This is a genomic window from Flindersiella endophytica (assembly GCF_054779015.1).
Genome location: NZ_BAAGYY010000043.1, coordinates 42877 through 59242, shown reverse-complemented (window position 1 = coordinate 59242; position 16366 = coordinate 42877). Strand labels below are relative to the sequence as shown.

The 16366-nt window shown below is 66.3% G+C and carries 17 protein-coding genes; 7 read left to right on the top strand and 10 right to left on the bottom strand.

Translation table 11 applies throughout. The annotated features are described in order from the left end of the window. Positions 1 to 39: 39 nt before the first annotated feature. From ACYVF6_RS43500 to ACYVF6_RS43455, 10 genes are all read right to left on the bottom strand, one after another. The gene (locus tag ACYVF6_RS43500) at positions 40 to 837 is read right to left on the bottom strand and encodes a hypothetical protein (protein ID WP_460532073.1); all 798 of its coding nucleotides are present in this window, start codon (positions 835 to 837) and stop codon (positions 40 to 42) included. Between the two features lie 190 nt (positions 838 to 1027). Next, complete coding sequence (locus ACYVF6_RS43495; RefSeq protein WP_460532070.1) at positions 1028 to 1339, bottom strand: hypothetical protein; 312 nt, start codon at positions 1337 to 1339, stop codon at positions 1028 to 1030. Positions 1340 to 1407: 68 nt separating this feature from the next. Continuing rightward, complete coding sequence (locus ACYVF6_RS43490; RefSeq protein WP_460532068.1) at positions 1408 to 2529, bottom strand: C40 family peptidase; 1122 nt, start codon at positions 2527 to 2529, stop codon at positions 1408 to 1410. Continuing rightward, the gene (locus ACYVF6_RS43485; RefSeq protein WP_460532066.1) at positions 2526 to 4397 is read right to left on the bottom strand and encodes a hypothetical protein; all 1872 of its coding nucleotides are present in this window, start codon (positions 4395 to 4397) and stop codon (positions 2526 to 2528) included. The genes ACYVF6_RS43490 and ACYVF6_RS43485 overlap by 4 nt, the downstream gene beginning before the upstream one ends. Next, entirely contained in the window at positions 4394 to 6889 is a 2496-nt protein-coding gene (locus ACYVF6_RS43480) for an ATP-binding protein (protein WP_460532063.1), read from the bottom strand. The genes ACYVF6_RS43485 and ACYVF6_RS43480 overlap by 4 nt, the downstream gene beginning before the upstream one ends. Beyond that, complete coding sequence (locus ACYVF6_RS43475; protein WP_460532060.1) at positions 6889 to 7428, bottom strand: hypothetical protein; 540 nt, start codon at positions 7426 to 7428, stop codon at positions 6889 to 6891. Before ACYVF6_RS43475 ends, ACYVF6_RS43480 begins: the two co-directional genes overlap by 1 nt. A 13-nt stretch (positions 7429 to 7441) precedes the next feature. Continuing rightward, positions 7442 to 7738 (bottom strand): hypothetical protein, encoded by a 297-nt coding sequence (locus tag ACYVF6_RS43470; protein ID WP_460532057.1) that lies wholly within the window; start codon positions 7736 to 7738, stop codon positions 7442 to 7444. After that, positions 7738 to 8721 (bottom strand): hypothetical protein, encoded by a 984-nt coding sequence (locus tag ACYVF6_RS43465; protein ID WP_460532054.1) that lies wholly within the window; start codon positions 8719 to 8721, stop codon positions 7738 to 7740. Before ACYVF6_RS43465 ends, ACYVF6_RS43470 begins: the two co-directional genes overlap by 1 nt. Then, on the bottom strand, positions 8718 to 8948 hold the full coding sequence (locus ACYVF6_RS43460; protein WP_460532051.1) for a hypothetical protein: 231 nt from the start codon (positions 8946 to 8948) through the stop codon (positions 8718 to 8720). Before ACYVF6_RS43460 ends, ACYVF6_RS43465 begins: the two co-directional genes overlap by 4 nt. Before the next feature lie 61 nt (positions 8949 to 9009). Next, positions 9010 to 9831, bottom strand: coding sequence for a hypothetical protein (locus ACYVF6_RS43455; protein ID WP_460532048.1), 822 nt, complete (start codon positions 9829 to 9831; stop codon positions 9010 to 9012). Positions 9832 to 10347: 516 nt separating this feature from the next. Between ACYVF6_RS43455 and ACYVF6_RS43450 the strand changes: the two genes are divergently transcribed. The 7 genes from ACYVF6_RS43450 (at position 10348) to ACYVF6_RS43420 (ending at position 16365) form a co-directional block, all read left to right on the top strand. Further along, positions 10348 to 10551, top strand: coding sequence for a hypothetical protein (locus tag ACYVF6_RS43450; protein WP_460532045.1), 204 nt, complete (start codon positions 10348 to 10350; stop codon positions 10549 to 10551). A 311-nt stretch (positions 10552 to 10862) separates the two neighbouring features. Beyond that, positions 10863 to 11009: a hypothetical protein gene (locus tag ACYVF6_RS43445; protein WP_460532042.1), complete on the top strand. Its 147-nt coding sequence runs from the start codon at positions 10863 to 10865 to the stop codon at positions 11007 to 11009. Between the two features lie 390 nt (positions 11010 to 11399). Then, positions 11400 to 12794, top strand: coding sequence for a serine/threonine-protein kinase (locus ACYVF6_RS43440; RefSeq protein ID WP_460532039.1), 1395 nt, complete (start codon positions 11400 to 11402; stop codon positions 12792 to 12794). Continuing rightward, a complete protein-coding gene (locus tag ACYVF6_RS43435; protein WP_460532036.1) occupies positions 12791 to 13612 on the top strand; it encodes a hypothetical protein in 822 nt (273 codons plus the stop codon). Before ACYVF6_RS43440 ends, ACYVF6_RS43435 begins: the two co-directional genes overlap by 4 nt. Positions 13613 to 14307: 695 nt before the next feature. Beyond that, on the top strand, positions 14308 to 14721 hold the full coding sequence (locus ACYVF6_RS43430; protein WP_460532033.1) for a hypothetical protein: 414 nt from the start codon (positions 14308 to 14310) through the stop codon (positions 14719 to 14721). Then, complete coding sequence (locus ACYVF6_RS43425) at positions 14715 to 15626, top strand: hypothetical protein (RefSeq protein WP_460532030.1); 912 nt, start codon at positions 14715 to 14717, stop codon at positions 15624 to 15626. Before ACYVF6_RS43430 ends, ACYVF6_RS43425 begins: the two co-directional genes overlap by 7 nt. 133 nt (positions 15627 to 15759) lie before the next feature. Continuing rightward, complete coding sequence (locus ACYVF6_RS43420; RefSeq protein ID WP_460532027.1) at positions 15760 to 16365, top strand: SAF domain-containing protein; 606 nt, start codon at positions 15760 to 15762, stop codon at positions 16363 to 16365. Position 16366 lies beyond the last annotated feature (1 nt).

Genomic DNA, 16366 nt, shown 5'->3' with positions numbered 1-16366 from the left:
CCGATCGTCAGCGCGCACGCGCAGTCCGGGCAGACGGGCTTAGTTCCAGTTGAATCCGTGGGGAAGTCGCCAATTCTTGTGTACGGCATGGTCACCTTCCGAGTTGTTGGCGTACGGTGCGCGATCGGCGATCTCACGTAGGTCTCGCAGTGCAGCATCAACAGATGCTTGGAGGTCCGCAGTCGTGGATTGGGCTCTCTTGATGGCGCTCTGGGCACGCTTGCCGGTAAGCGACTCGTGCGCTTGCCAGGCCGCCAGACTGAGTTGGTGTAGCCGATCCTGAATGTCCGTCAGGGCACGCCTGGCCTCGCAGATCGAGTTGACGCGATCCGCCAGGAGGACACCCTCCCAGAGCAGACGATGGGCCAGCGTCGACGTCTTGTAGGACAGGTCCGCGGAGTCCAACAGCGACAGGTAGGTGTCCAGTTCATTGGCGGGCGCTATCAGGCCGTCGAGGACATCCTTGGTGCCGCAACAACGGAGCATGACCCCGCCTGCCGGATGGGTCAGCCTGGACGAATGCCTGCGCCAGCGCCACCACCGCAGCCGTGTTGTTGGCTCGGACGTCAGCGGCTGACCCCGGGACGGGTCGTAAACAACGACCTGTTCGACCACGGTGGCGCCGGCCGATCCTTCGGCAAGAGCAAGTGCGTCGTAGTACGTCGCGGCTCTCCAGCGTAGCTGGCCCCACCAGGTGTGCTCGACCCAGCTCAGACCGGGTCGGCCTTCTGTCAAGTCGTCCGCGGTCAGTGCATTGCGCCATTGTTCACGCCACTGGTCGGGCGACAGTGCGCACCATCGAGGTGGATTAGCGGCCTTATAGACGAAGTGCTTCATAGCACTACCTCGCCTAGCCACTTCCCGTGGTCGGGGCAGTCGCAGTCGCGTGCGTGCCGGCCCTTCGGGCCCTCGCATGTGCTGAGGATTCGGTCCTGGTAGCGGCTCCTGCTCCACCACGTCCCGCAGACGTGGCACTCGAGGTACTGACCGCAGCTGACGACGGTGTGCTTCATTGCTGTGACTCCTCTTACTGGAGCCAGAGTGTGGGCCAGCCGGGTACGGGGTCGCGTTGCCCGCTTCGCCAGCGGCGTTCGATGTACGCGCGGAGCATCTCGGCCATCAGCAGCTCGTCGGGGTCCAGCTTGTAGTCGCCGAACAGCTCTCGCCACAGGTGATCTGGCTCGACGGTGATCGCGCCGCTCGAAGCGAGCGCGTATGAGGACGACCACTGGCCCTCGTGGTACAGGGAGGCGATTACGCGGGCACCGGCGTCTGAGATCTCCTGTCCCTGACGCAGCCTGTCTCGGCAGTGTTGGACGGCCTTCTGGAAGTCACGCATGTCAACTCCAGTGGAACGCTGAACAGTTTCGCCTGGAGTAAGCGCGTTCGAGATCTGGCGTGTGACGCCTACCAGCGTGCGGCGCCGGCGTATTCGCCGAGGTCGACGGGATCGAGGCCGACGTTCTTCCCAGGGCGCGGCGCGTTGATCATCTGGCCGTTGCCGGCGTAGATGCCGACGTGATGGGTGTACTCCGGGTTGGTTGGCGTAGTCGAGAACCATACGATGTCGCCGGGTCGGAGTGCTGCCATGCCCTGGCTACGGGAGATCCGCTGAGCGCCGAGGCGCTCGGCGTTGCGGAACTGCCACGTGGCCGAATGCTGAACACCACGCACGCCGACCTGGCCGAGCGCGTAGATGGTGAGGCCGGAGCAGTCGAAGCCCTTGATCGTGGATCCGTCTTGACCGCCTGGACTGCAACAGCCGCCGTAGCTGGGTCCGCTGGCATCTCCACCACCCCACGAGTACGGCGTACCCCGCCATCGCATGGCCGCGGCCAGGATCTGCGAGCCGTTGCCGGAGCTCGTCGGCAAGCTCGCCTTGCCGATGTAAGCGTCGTAGTGGTCAACCCAGCGCAGGACGTTCGTCACGTATGAACGCATCTGGTTGTAGCCGTACAGCGCGTCGGCAAGCTGCCTCCGATCGCTGAAGTCGCGTGGCCTCGTCCCGCACAGGTGGACGACTGCCGCGTACGTGGCGTCGTAGGCGTTGTTCGGATCTGCTGTCCCATCGCCGTTCCCGTCCCGCCCGAGATGCTTCCACGTCGAGGGAATGAACTGCAGGGGCCCAACCGCACGATCGTAGGCGGTATCGAAGTCCCACCGGCCGTCGTCGGTATCGCGGATCTCCACGGTGTTGTTGGTGCCGTCCAGCCTTGGACCCAAAATTGCCGGAACGATGTTGCCGTTGAGGTGGACAAGGCTTCGTCCGGCTTGATCGGACTCGACCTTGCCGATGCCCGCGAGTATCGACCACCGCATGCCCCTGCACCGTGGTGCGAGATCGGGGGTGGCTCGTGCCGCCCGGAGATAGGCGTCCAACAGGATTGCCGGGATGCCGGGCACGTCGTCCGGGAGGGAGGTGGCCACCTGGCCGTCCTCGTCGGCGCCGGCCGCAACGACGAGGAATCCAGCCATCAGTAGTGGCGCACCCACGACGGCGACGACCAGCCGGCGCAGCTTTTTGCTCATTTGCGGCCCGGTCGCCGCTTTGGAGTGGCTTGAGCGGCCTTGCGGGTCCGGAGTCGGCGGCGCTGGCGCTCGGCCGTTCTCCGGGATCGCGCGACAGACGCCTTGCGCCGTTGCGCGACGTTGGCCGCCGTGGCCGCCGTACATGTCTGCCGCGGTTTCTTGGCCGCCTTGGTCTCGGCCTTGGCCGCCCTGCGGGATCTGGACTTCTTCAAGCTGCGGGAAGGCCGTTTGGCAGGCTCACGCGAGCTGCGCCGACGCTTAGGCCGTTCCGCTTCTGTGGTGGTCCGGTCCGGCCTGCGGTTCACTGGCATTCTCCTCTGCGGCGCGCGGCGACGCCGTCGCGTGGGCTGCTCGGTCACTGGCTCCTCCGGTGGCGACTGAGAACTCGTCCCGGGTTGCGAAAGGCGGACCTTGGACAGCAGCCAGCTCTGTAGGTGGCGGCCGGCGGCTCGGCTTGGCCTGCGCAGCGGCCGTACGCCCGTACGGACGGCGTTTGCTACACGGGCGAGCTCAGCGCGGCCCTGCCGGTAGGTGGGGATGACGCTGGGAGGAGTAGCGGCCGCGGGTGCGCCGCCGAATCGCGTGGAGATACGTGCAGCGACGGAGCGGCTGCCCGCGAGGAGCTTCTTGTACCAGGCGAACCCGCAGAAGATCGCAACATCTAGCAGCAAGAATCGGACGAACAGCCATTGGTTCCCTGCGGCCGTTAGCAGAGCACGGACGACCACGACGTACAGCATGAGGGACACGATCGTGGCGATCACTCCGGCCAGAGCGGCGGCCAGGCCACCGATCGCCTTCCACAGCTGGCGCCGTCCCGGCCCGGGTACGAGCCCGATCACCAGGGCGAACAGCAGCCGTATGGTCTCGAGCACCAGCCACAGCTGACTTGCCAGCAGGGTAAGGCTGATCAGGATCGCGAGGACGCCGACGAACAGAGCCGCGATCACCGACAGCAGGGCGGCGCCGAGCCGGTCCCAGGTTGCCTCCCGGTTAAAGTCGGCCAGCTCCGGGTCGCAGGCAGTCATGCGGGTCCTGGGTTCAGGGCTGCTTCCCCACGGGCCGTCGGCGAGCAGGTCGTTGTAGACCCGCAGGCATCGATGCGGCCGCTGCGGGTCGGCGTCGAACAGCTCGCCGTAGTTGATCAGCTGGTGGGGCTTGCGGACGAAGGTGTCGACGAACATGGCCCGTACCTCGCTGGTGACCTTCGCCGAACCGCCGGTCGAGGAACGACCATCGGTGATGACCAGCGAGCCCACTTCCAGCGACAGGTCACGCGTCTTGCCCAGCAGCCCGGTCGGGCCGAACACTGTCGATGCGGGGGACGAGATGTAGGTGGCGGCGAACGCGGCGATCACCAGCGTAACGGCGAACTCGGTCAGGCCCTTGGAGCGCCGACCGCGCAGCACCCACATGCCACACACGACGGCCGCCAGCGTGAGCGCGAACGCGCCGAGGCCAGTGCCGATGATCAGGTGGGACTCCAGAACCTGGCTCAGCTTGATCACCGGGCCGAGCAGGTAGTTGGTGATCTTGAAGTCCAGCACCCATTCGACCAGCCAGGAGGCGAGACCGACCACCCATCGGTTGATGGCGAACGCGGCGTTGGTGAAGAAGATCAGGACCTTACGGCCGAAGTCCAGCGCGCCGCCGTTGTCGGCCGTGATGTCGTAGTGGTCGATGGTGATCCCGTTGGCATCGGCCGGGTTCAGCGGACCGAGCACGCCACCGTCAGCCGCGACGCTTCCAGGTGTGGCTGCACTCGCGGGGGAGGATGTGGCCGCGGCCATGACCGCGAACAGCACGCCGGTAGTGCCCGCGATCAGCACAACGCAGCGCAGGAACGTCCACCATCCCGTTCTTCTCATCCGGATGCTCCGCTGGCGGGGTTTGTACGGATCGCCTCGGCGAGGCCGGTCAGGTCGGGGATGAGTACCTTCATCAGCGAGATCCGGCCCCGGCAGTCCCGGTACAGGCACTCACCGGCTCGTTCCTCCTGCTGGTCCGGCGGGACATCCACGGGGGACAGGTCGCGGGTGACGAGGTGCACCAGGTCCTCGTCGGCCTCAAGACCGAGCCAGGCAAGCCCGCGTTCGGCCAGGTACCTGTCGCGGTGCCGGAACAGGAACCGCTGCCCCAGCAGGCCGCTGATCACTTCGTTGCCCAGATCTGCCGGGTCGTGGCCGCCGAGGTAGACGGCGGCGTCGTGTTTGCGTCCGTCGCGAACGAGCTCGAGGGCGAGGCGTTCTCCCTCGCTGCTGGAGGTGAGCCAGTAGCACTCGTCGAGGAACACCCCCGCGAAGCTGTCTGCGGCGAATGCCTTGTCGCGGCAGATGGCGGCCAGCAGGTACATCACGGCTCGGCCGAGCCGTTTCTCCGGTGGCAGCTGGCGCAGCTGGTACTCGTTGGCCAGCTCGTCACGGTCGGGCAGCGCGATGCCGTGCGTGGAGAACACCAGGACCGACGTATCCACGTCGTCGATCTCCAGCGCCGGCAGCCGCTCGTCGAACACGGTGGCGGCCAGGTCCAGACGCTGCGCGGCCGCCAGTCGGCGGCCAACATCCGCCGATCGTGGGTCGCCGGCGGTGGCGAGCGTGTCACGTAGGCTCTGCATCGATGGCGAAGCCCCGGCCAGCACGGAGCTGATCGCCTCGGACAGCAGTGCGCCCTCGCTGGACAAGGGCTCGACACCGAGCAATAGACCAAGAAAGCCCTCGGTGTAGCGCTGCGCGGACTCGGGTTCGAAGCAGCGCAACGGATCCAGGCTGAACGCGGCGTCGGCGGCCACTCGAAGCGTTCTGCTCTTGCCGGGGACCGCATCCACGAAGCGTGCCCACTCCTGGCTCGGCGTCCGGTCGATCACCAAAGCGAGTCCACCGCGACGAACGATCAGGTCGAGCAGCACCTTCATCGTGACGGACTTGCCGCCGCCCAGCTCACCGATGAACCCGGCGGAGGCCGAGGTATGCAGTTGGCGCGGGCCGTAGCTGGGATCATGCAGGACGGGAGCGGTACCGGACGAGTCGATCCGGATGCCGAGCAGGCCGCCGTGCGGATCACCGAGCTCGGTGGCGGCGAACGGGATCGCCATCGCGAAGTCCTTGGCGAACAGGTATTGCGTGTAGTCGCGCAGTACGCGCGGGCATGGGTTGCCGGGCAGCATGGCGGCGTACAGGTCGGTCTGCGCGCCCGTCGGTCGAACGATCTGGTAGTCGCTCGGCGCGAGCTCGCGGCGCAACGTGTCCGCGTACTCGTCCACGAGGTCGGGGTCGGTGCTCCACACGCAGAACACGACCCTCGCCTGCACCTCGACCTGCGATGCGCTGGCGGACAGCTGAGCGCGGTACTCGTCCAGGTCGCGTAGAGCCTGTTCCAGCTCGGAGGGAAGCGTGCCTGAGCCGTCGCCGCGCTGGACGGCCTGCTCGGACAGTTCCCGCGCGCGGCGACGGGAGTGCGCCTCGGCCTTGTCTCGCGGGACCAGCGTCAGCCGCGCCGCCCAGTCGATCGGAAAGCCGAAGTCGTCAAGGCGTTCCAGGTACTCGCTGCCTGGGAAGGCGAACGCTGCCGGCATCTCCGCGAGGGTCAGAAACGCCTGGTAGGAGGGCTGATCAGGGTAGTCCGGATGGGTCACGGTCACGTACCGGTGGGCGAACGGCGAGACAAGTGTGCGGCCGGCTTTGCCGCCTTCGTCGAACCACACCTGATCCAGCCCGGCAAGGCTCGGTCCACGCATCTGCTCGCCCACCACATATGATCCGCCGGACTCGCCACGTACGAGCGGCGGCTCGGCGAGCCCTCGGAGGGGAGCGCGGGTGAACATCCAGAGCACCTCGGCCGCGTCCGCCGGCCGGATGCCGACTCCGGGCAAGCTGTTGGCGATCTTGTCAGCCAACCGCCGGTTGGCCGCCACCTTCTTCGCGGTCACCGGTGGCGCGGGCAGCCCGAACGTGTCGGCCACCTGCGACCAGGCCGCCGCCGTAGCATCTGCAAGGCGGCCTTGCCCAGACATGTTCGGCAGCGGCAGAGCTAGCCAGTGCGTGCGTTCGGTGAGCACGAACTCGGCAAGGGTTTCGGCAGCAGCCTTACACGCCTCTGCCCAGGCCGGGCAAGCGTCCAGGTCGATCTCGGCAAGCATTCGGGCAAGCACGTCGTCCGGATCGGTCTGCGGGCACAGCGAGAGCAGGAGTGCCTCGCCGGCCGGCAATGCCTTCAACAGCGCCTCGGTGCGCTGCAGGACTTCGGATCGGGCCGCGTTCGGGGCGTTGCGGTATTGCGGCGCCTCGACCCGCCAGATGGCCCAGACCGTGCCGTAGCGGGTCCAGATCAGGTTTCCCGCGAGATGCCGGATCGGGTGCTTCACTACTGCTCCTCCCGTTCGGCCGCCAACGCACGAGCGGCGGCCAGCAACTCCTCGACCCTCGTCCGCCGAGTGTGTGTGGTCAGCCGGGCGGGCCGATCCGGCGTCTCGCGAGGAGCGGGCGGCGCGTCGGACGTGGCGGCCACGGTGACGAAGAACCGGCCACGCCCGCAGGCGCTGGCCGCCGGAGGCCGCCATGCCCGGCCGGCCAGGCGGCCAGTCGCCGGCGCCAGCACGAACGCGGCGATACCCAGCGCGGCGTGCAGCGGGTCGCGGCCGTCAATCCGCGCGCGTCGTACGGCCCAGGCCGCCAGCGCCGGCAGGCCGATCAGAGTCACGCCGTTCCAGCCCGTGCCCAGGTGCGCCCAGAGACTCCGAGTAAGCCACAGCAGTACGATCCCGCCGCAGAACACGGCGAACTGTGTCACCGTGTACGGGCCGCCCCACAGCGGACCCTGCGCCCCGGGCAGCCGCCCGATCATCAACGGGATCCGCTGTGCGCGCGTGTAGCAGCGCCCGGTGAGCACCTCGCCGGAGTCCATGGCCACGATGGGGTCAGCCCTGCTGCTTGTCCGAGGGGTCGATCGCATGCATGACGACCACAGCCTGCGTACTGGTCAGCTCCGTGCCGAGCTTGCCCTTCAGCCAGTCGACGCTGGTCACGCCCCACAGCACGAGCGCGACCGTGAAGATCGCGATCGCGGCGGCCACGATGGCCTTGGTCTGCCACCAGACCTTGAACACGATCCACACACCGGCTACGCCGATGATGGTCAGCAGCAGCGTCTTGATCTCGCCGAGCTTGGCCTGGATCTCGTTGATCAGATCACCGGCTTGCAGAATCGTCTGCATCACTGTCCTCCTTGCGGTTGGGTTCCTGGAGCCTTTGTCGGGCTGGTGCGGTTTGGTGCGAGCGCGGGCGCGGCGTCGAGACCGGCGACCTCCCACCGCCCGGCGCGGGACGACAGCGTGAGTGCGTACGACAGTGGCGCAGCCTGACCCGCGTCACTGAACGGCTGCACCGTCGCCAGCACGCTCAGTTCGGTTCCGTCGGTGGGCACCGCCGATGAGGTCAGATCGATCTCGCCGTCCTGGTCGGCAGCGGCCAGGCGCAGCACGCGGACGTCCAAGTACGGCGCGGGTCTCGGCGATGTGATCCGCGCGCCCGGCGCCAGGTAACGGTCAAGGCCCGGGCGTCCAGTCAGATACAGGCCGAGGAAGCGCTCGACACTGTCGCCCACCGGTCCGGGCGCACCATCAACAGATTGGCCGTACGCCAGCTCGGGCAGCTCGGCCTGCTGCGGGCCTGCGACTTCCGTCGGCAGCCCGGTCGCCACATAGCCGGCGGCCGCGCCGTTCGACGCCGTTCCACCTGCGGCTGCGTCACCCCGCGCCAGAACGCCAACCCGCCAGAACCGGTCGGGCGTGCGTCGCCAGGCCTTGCCGTCGTGCTCGACGGCCTGTCCGGCAACCGTGACCGACCAGTACCCCGGTCGTACCTCCCAGGCAGATGCCACCCGAAGGCCGCGTGCAGCACGCCGAACCTGGGCCGTCGGAAACGGCGCCGGAACGTCCGGATAGAACGCGCGCAACGCCTCACCGTCGCCGTCGCTCTGTTCCAGCCAAACGGTGACGTAGCGGATTGCGAAGTCGCCAGGGCCGACCGCAGACCGCTGAACGGTCGCTACGTCCGACCCGACCTTGGTGGGCGGCGGATCGCTGTTGAGCAAGGCCGCCACGCCTAGCGCTGGCCCAGCAACGATCGCCGCCCACAGGGCCACGGTGACCAAGCGGGTCGCCGTGGCAGCCGAGATCACAGAACCGCCGTCCTTCACGAGCGATCCTCCGCACCGGAGCCTGGATCGGAGCCGAGTACGCAGTCGAGGAGCTCGAGCAGCAACTGCCGCTCATCGGCAACCAGCCGATCGAACGCGCCCGAGTCCTGTCGGGCCAGCTGCATCAGGTAGGTAAACGCCGAGCTGCCGGACGGATCGGCGATCCACTTGTCGACAAGCGCCTGCGCATGATCGGCTGCCGACCGGTGATCCCGTTCGTCGTTCACCGCATGCCTCCAATGCCGCCGCCCTGGTCATCTGCACCACAGGGAAAGCGCGCCACGGCGGCTAGCTGTGACGTCCCTCGTCGGACCGATTGGCGGCGGGCCGTTCGACCAAGGCGAGGTCGGCGTCGTAGTCGCCGACTGCGGCACGCAGCTTGCTGATGACGCGGCTGCGCCGCTTCCTGAGTGCCGCGTGGGACATGCCGAGCTCAGCAGCTGCGCGCTTGGCGTCCCTGTGACCGGTCGTCGTGGCCAACAGGCTGGCCTCTTCCTGGGTGACGACGTTGGTGCGCACCGCCCAGACCAGCAGCCGCGCTAGTTCCTCGGCGGCCGACCTGTCCCCGGCCGGCGGCTGTAGGTGGTCGGGCAACTCGCCACACGGGTTCTCGTAGACGCCCGGATCCAGCCGCGGTATCAGCCGACGATCGACGATCTGCAGCGCGTCCAGCGCGATGTTGGCCGGCACGAGCCGATTCCGCCGCAGCGGATACGTGACGATCGACTCGTACATCGCATCGACGGCGACGGCCTCCCGCTCCGACCACCCGGACGAGTGGTGGAGACTCAGGGCCATCCGCACCACGGCTGGCAGCATCAACTGCAGCACGATCCGTGCAGCCAGAGCCGAGTCCGGTTTGTCCGAATTGGTAGCGAAGGTAAGTAGGGCGTGGAAAATGCCGTCCGTCCGTCCGCTCGACCCCGCGGCGACGGCGGCCTCCAGCCGTTCGATGGTCGGGTAGCCAGACAACGCAAGCTGCTCCTGGCCCCAGCGCGCCAGCGCATTCGTAGTGGCCGGGTTAGTGGAGAGTTCGTCCCACTCGCGGTTGAGGCGGCCGATCAGCCCGTGCTGAGTCCGACGGTCCTGAGGCTTCTTCGAGGTGTTCACCGGAGTCCCCTTTCGAGTCGCGGTGAACACCCACGCTGTAAATCCACCCTTGCCGAAAGGCTTGCCGAAGGCTTCTGACCAGCACAAACATCGTCGGCAAGCATCACGGCAACCATCGGAGACCAAACCGTTACCTCTGCGGTTCCGCTACTGAGACCGCCGAAGACTCTGTGCCTTCGCCGCGCTGAAACCGAAGTCCAGCCACGGGAGCAAAGCTGCGCACGTGACGGGAGCCGGTCGGAGCGATCATCGCGGCCTGGCAGGATCCGCTGGCCGGGTTTGCGGCTGGCCGCTCTGCGGCCGTGGCCAAAGCGCGAGCGCGCACGGATCGGATCAACCTTGTCCGGCCGCGTCACCCGCTGAACCGCATGAGGGCAATCCGCCGCCGACGTTTCCCTTCGGGCAACCAACAACCGCGGCATTAAGGGGCCAATACGCCTGCGGTCCGGCGACAGCGTGAACATCAACCCGGCGACGCCACGATCAAGCAACCGTCACACAGCATGAATCGACACCGTGAACACCAACCAGGTCTCGTACGCGCTCATCGAGGCCGACGCCTACGTGCTCACCTTCAGCGACGGGCAATACCTCACGAGGCGCGCCCTACTGCGCTTCAGGCGGCCAAAGATGTGCTTTGAAGAAGCGCCGGCCGCCGATCCGGGCCGACACACAGCACGCGCAGGGCCGGAAGATCCGAGCCTCGTTCGATCGTCGTGACAGCATGGGGCTTCTGACCGTCGTTTGGGGAGCTTCACATGTTGCGGCCGAAATTCCGAATCGCGTGCTGCTTGTGCGGGAAGGCGATTCCTCTTGCTTCGGACGTGTACGCGCTCGACGCAGAGTGGCAACGCCGGTTTCCGCAGATGATGGGCACCCTGGCCCGTTCGAGGTGTGCCACGGGTACCGAGTGGACGTGCCAGCAACCCAACGGGGAGTACGTCGACGGGCATATACCTTCAGCCAAGCAGCCGCCCGGGCGTGACTTCGACTCTTGGAGCCATCTCAGTTCGCCGGGGACCCACGTCGCCATGGTGCTCAAACATCCCTGGTCCGGGCTCCTGCAAGGAGCGGAGGAGTACATCCGCTGGAGGGCTCAGGACCGCGTGACCAGGCCGGAGCTCAGGCAACAACTCCAGGCGGTGCTGGAGGAGTGGGACTCCCGCAGCGTGCGCTGAAGGCGGTGCCGATACAGCGGAGGTCATGAGGGCGGTGGCCGCCCCATTTGTGCGCAAGTGTGGTGAAGTCTCGTCACCGATCGCAGCTGGCTCAACTGTCCTCGCGGTCCATACTCGAGCCCGTCGGCAGGATCCCGGGGGTGGGCGACGAGGGCGAGATCACGACGAAACCGCCGAGTATGTCGGCGCCGTCACGATGTCGTCTGCCGTAAGCATGCGTCGATGGGCTTGTCGTCTTAGTCGGCGCCAGGGCTCGCCAACCCCCCGCCCACCGGATGTCCTACAACCCCGTTTGTGGCGTACTCCGCCCACCCCGCGGCCGCGGAATGTCGAGCACAGCAGGATGCTGTTCCCGTACCGTGGGCGTCCATAGCTAGGAAGATTGAGAATGTGATCACGACGACCTGTCAGGCCGATGACGGTCATCAATATGAGTTCTCCCTGGCCACTCTTGGGCACGGTGGGCAGGGAACTGTGCACACCGGCCGTCGCCGCGCCGATCGCCGGGCCGTGGCGATCAAGCGGATCGTCGGAGGCGCGATGCGCGGGCCGGACGCGAACCGGGAACTCCAGATTGCCCTGAAACTGGGCCAACAGGCGCCCGGGCACCTGCTCGCGCCACTCACGTGGTCTGTCGCCGGTGACGACCTCTTGTTGGTGATGCCGCTGGCGGATCGCAGCCTTGCTGACGAGCTCGCTGGGCTCCGGTATGGCCTGGCAGAAGAGTCTCAACTGGTGGTGCTGCGGGATATCACATCAGGCTTGTCCGAGCTCCAAACCGCTGGGATCGTGCACCGCGATCTCAAGCCGGGGAACGTGTTGTTGTACGACGGACGTTGGCGGCTGGCAGACTTCGGGATGAGCCGCGACCTGGATGCGCGAACGGCCACGAACACCTTCCGGTACGGCGGAACGATGCCATACCTGGCACCCGAACGGTGGCGAGGACAGCCTGCGACCCACAAGAGCGACCTGTATGCCCTGGGCTGTATCGCCCACGAGCTAGCGACCGGGAGCCGCCCGTTTCTCGGTGTCGAACCCGCGGAGCTGCAAGACCAGCACCTACACGCTCCGCCATCCGACACCCCTGCCAGTCCGGCGCTGGCCCGATTGATCCTGCGGCTTCTCGACAAGGATCCCGCTCGCCGGCCACAGGACGCCGACGCTGTTCTCGCCGCCCTTCCTGGTGCGAATGGACTGCCTGGAGGGTTGGCCGAGGCCGCACTAAAGCTGGCCCAGCGTCGCCGTCGGCAGACGGTAGAGCAAAGTCAGATGGCAAGTGGGGTCGAGGCTCGGGCAGCGGAACGTCGGCAAGCACTGGCCGATCTCGAAGACATCTGCGCCTCCGCAGCAGGTCGCATGCGGCAGGATCTGCCCGACCTGCGGTGGGACAACCACGGCGACGTCCAACGATTCCACTTCGACGGCATCCATCTCGACCTTGTCCTGTGGATGCAGACCATGCCGAGCGGGAACGAAGATCTTATCTTGGCCGGTGAGGTGTCAGCTGTCGCGAACCACGGACATCAACGGCTAGCTAACCTAATCTGCGAAGCCGACGGTGACCGACAGCACTGGTACTTGGACACTTTCGTACGCCATCCGTTGGCGCGAACCAGCGACCTTCGCCCAACAGGTCTTCGCTGGGACGACTTCATCCAGCATTACGACGCGGTGCGGCAACTTGGAGAGCACCATACCTGGCAGCGCCGCCGCAAAACCCTTTCGGCCGACCTGATCCTCGCGATCCTTATCGATCTGCTAACGGAAGAAGCCCAGGCATGACCGGCAAGTGGCGCCAACCCATCGACGACGCCGAGCGGAGCCCGTTGTCCGCAGGCGTCAGGGACATCAGGTTCGACCATCCCGTCTACACCGGCCGGGAGCCGGCGAAAGAGCCACCTTCAGTACGCGTCGGACTTAGGCTGGGCTGTGAACCCGTGACGCCAGGGCACATGTCGACCTCTGAGATACGACGGGCGTTCCTCCGGGTGCTGGCACAGCCTTGTATCGCGAACCTCGTCGAGGCACTTACGTACACCGATGGCGCGGCTTGGACTCCGCGAGGAGGTCATGGTCGGCACCACTACAGCGCCGCGCTTGCCGGTAGCCAGGAACACCTCGCCCCTGCCGCTTGGGCTCAGATCCTCCTGCCCGAGCCGAACGGACTGTCGTTCTGGAGAGATCCCCTATGCGCCGACTTCGTCCTCCATATCGAGCCGCGAACCAGACACGGCAAGCCCGCATCTGCCCAGGATCTGGCATCCTGGCATCGCCACCTCACCGGGGCTCTCGCCGTGCCACAAGCTATCGCCACATCATTGCTCACTGAGGAGCTTTGCCTCGGAACTAAAGCCGAGCCGTCCACAAAGGTCGCCGTGTGGTTCACGACCCGGGACGATCTCACTCACCTCGTTGACGTCAAAGACTCCGAGCGCCTCGCCGGAACCCGCGTCCTGCCGTGGTTCCACGCCTATGCTGTCGCCGATTCCAAAGGGCAACCACCATCCGCTCTCGCCATCGATTGGCTGCGCCAGATGTGCGACGACGCGTTGCACCTCGACGGGTACGAACCGATCTTGCTCACCCTCGACCGTCACTAGCCAGACAACGTGTTCCTCGCCGCCTTTGCCGAGGCAAGCACTGACGCAGTGTAGATTCACGCTGCATTCATCGACGCCGGCCAATTGCGTTGAGCCTGACAGGGCGGGAATGACGTCTAGACTTGACCTACAGAAGGCGGTTCCGCGGGTGAAAGCCGGGCTGTCTCGATACCGTCAGAATCTGCGATTCACACCTTGCGAAATATCCCGACGCTCCTTACTTACCTTGACGTTGGCTTCACGGTGATCTGGAGCCTGGGCCGGTCGCGCTGTAGGGCGAGGTTGTTGCTGCTTGGCAAAGGCGAGGCGGTCATGATCACGCACGCCGCAGCGAGCCGGTCCGTCGCCGTCTCAGAGTCTGCGATGATTTCGTCAGGATCTGAGACGCCTTCAATAGTTCAAACTGTTTCGATAACGGTGGGTTCCATTCGCTGTCAATGTGTGCTTACCATGAGCGACACACATCAGATGACACAAAGTGATCTTGTAGACCAGGGGGTGTGATCACCATGGGGACGTCGATGAGGGTGGGGGCATTGGCTGCACTTGCATTTGCATGTGCAGCCTGCGGGTCGGCGCCTGCGTCCGACAACACCGGCCCATCTGCTGCGTCGCCGACATCGGGCAGCGCGACGGCAACCATGCCGACGGTTCCTTCGGCGACTACAACGTTGGAACCGACCCAGGGGAGCGCCGTGGCGGCCGCCACCGCTTCGTACCGGCGGTTCGTCGCCCTGCAGGATGAGTCGGCGCGCACAGGCGTGGTCTCGATGGGCCAGTTCACAAAGGTGTCTGGCGATCCTGCATTGGCCGAGTGGGTCGGCACCATCGACTTCTACAAGAAGAACGGTCTGGTGCAGCGCGGCTCCACGATGATCTCCGCCACCCAGGTGGACGCGGTCGATCTGACCAAGGAGCCTTACCCCGAGGTGCGGCTCACGGCATGCTTGGATCTGTCCGGCTACGATCTGATCATCAAGCGGACGGGCAAGTCCGCCACCGGCAGTCGTGGATCTGATCGGCTGACGGTGCCGGTGAAGGTGGTGCAGTACAAGGGCCGTTGGCTGGTAGTCGAGGCCGAGGTCGACGAGGGCGCCAAGCCATGTTGAAGCTCCTCCGACTCGCGATCACCCTCGCCGTCATTTGCGTAGTGACGACTCTCGTGCTTCCGATGACGCCGGCCGGCGCGGGTCCTGTGTGCAAGGCGCGCGACCCGCGGACCAAGATCTGCATTGTCGTCGTCGACCCGCCGCGCGCTCCTCGAACCGATCCGACGGACGACGGAGACCAGGGCGACAACGGGGACGACGGCGATGAGTCCCACGGTGAGTGGTCACCGAAAGTGGAGTGCTACTTCCGCGAGATGGTGCCGCCTCCGCCGCCGGACTCGCCGCTGTGGGCGGGGCACTATCCCGAGGGCGCGGTGTACGCCTTGTACTGCCCAGAAGGCGCAACTCCGCCGGGCAGGTGCGAGACCTCTGAGGCCGACGAGATGTGCATCACCTGGATGCCGGACGAGCCCGCGGAGGAACCCGTCCCGCAGGTATCCGCTGAGGAGCTGGCGCAGCAGGCGGTCGATCAGATGGCATTGAAAGCGCCGGACATCGGGATCGTTCCGGAGGCGAGATCTGATCGGCTTGGTCTGGTCGGGATGCCGGTCTGGATGTGGACCGAGGTCAACCCGCACACATGGGGGCCGAACAGCGCCACGGCGGCGTCCGGCGGCCTGTCCGTGACAGCGAAGGCGCATGCGGCGTTCATCGACTGGTCGATGGGTGACGGCAACACGCGGCGGTGCACAACGCCTGGTACGCCGTACCGAAACGCCGACGGCCGGACACCGTCGCCCGACTGCGGACACCAATACGCGCGCGCATCGACATACGTCGTCTCCGGTTCCACGCACTGGGTCGTGGAGTGGGAGGCGTCAAACGGGGAGTCCGGGACGATCGCATTCGATCTCGAGGACTCGGTTCAGATCAGGGTCGGCGAGTCGCAAGGAGTCGTTGGCTAAAAGGAGCAGCACACGGAGGGACATCATGGTGATGCCTAACGGGGGCCGATACCAGGGCGCTGTCGACGAGCGTCCGATATCGCGAGATACAACTAGCGCGGATACGACGCCTGGACCGAAGCGTCTTCGACGCATGGCGCGACCATTAGCGCGGCAGCGCCGCCTCACCACGGTAATGGCAGGCCTCGCCCTGCTTACCACCTGCGCCGTCGGTGTGATCGGCCTGGTCGCCGCTGTGGATGCCAAGGTCGCCGTGCTTGCGGTTACCCGCGTCGTTCCGTACGGAACGACGCTCACCGAGCAAGACCTCGCAACCGCCAAGATCTCCGACGATCCCGCGCTCTCGCCGATCCTCGCCGGCGACATCAACCGCGTCGTGGGAAAGGTCGCACGCACCGACCTGGCCGCTGGCTCTCTCCTGACCCGCGATCAGCTCGTCGATGAACTCGAGCCCGCCACGGGGACCCGCTCCGTGAGCCTGCCGCTGCGCGCCGACCAATACCCCGCGCAAGGGCTACGCCCGCGTGACTCTGTGCTCGTCGTAACGACCCCTCAGCCCGACGGCGATCCAAGTGCTGTAGAGCCGGACCAGATCCCGGCGACTGTCGTGGCGGTCGGATCCGCGAGCGAGACGGGCGACCGGGTGGTCGACGTCGTGGTCGGCAGCGATTCCGGGCCCAAGCTTGCCGGCTGGGCTGCGACGGGCCGTATCGGCCTTGTACTGGAGCCCCGGAGGTGAG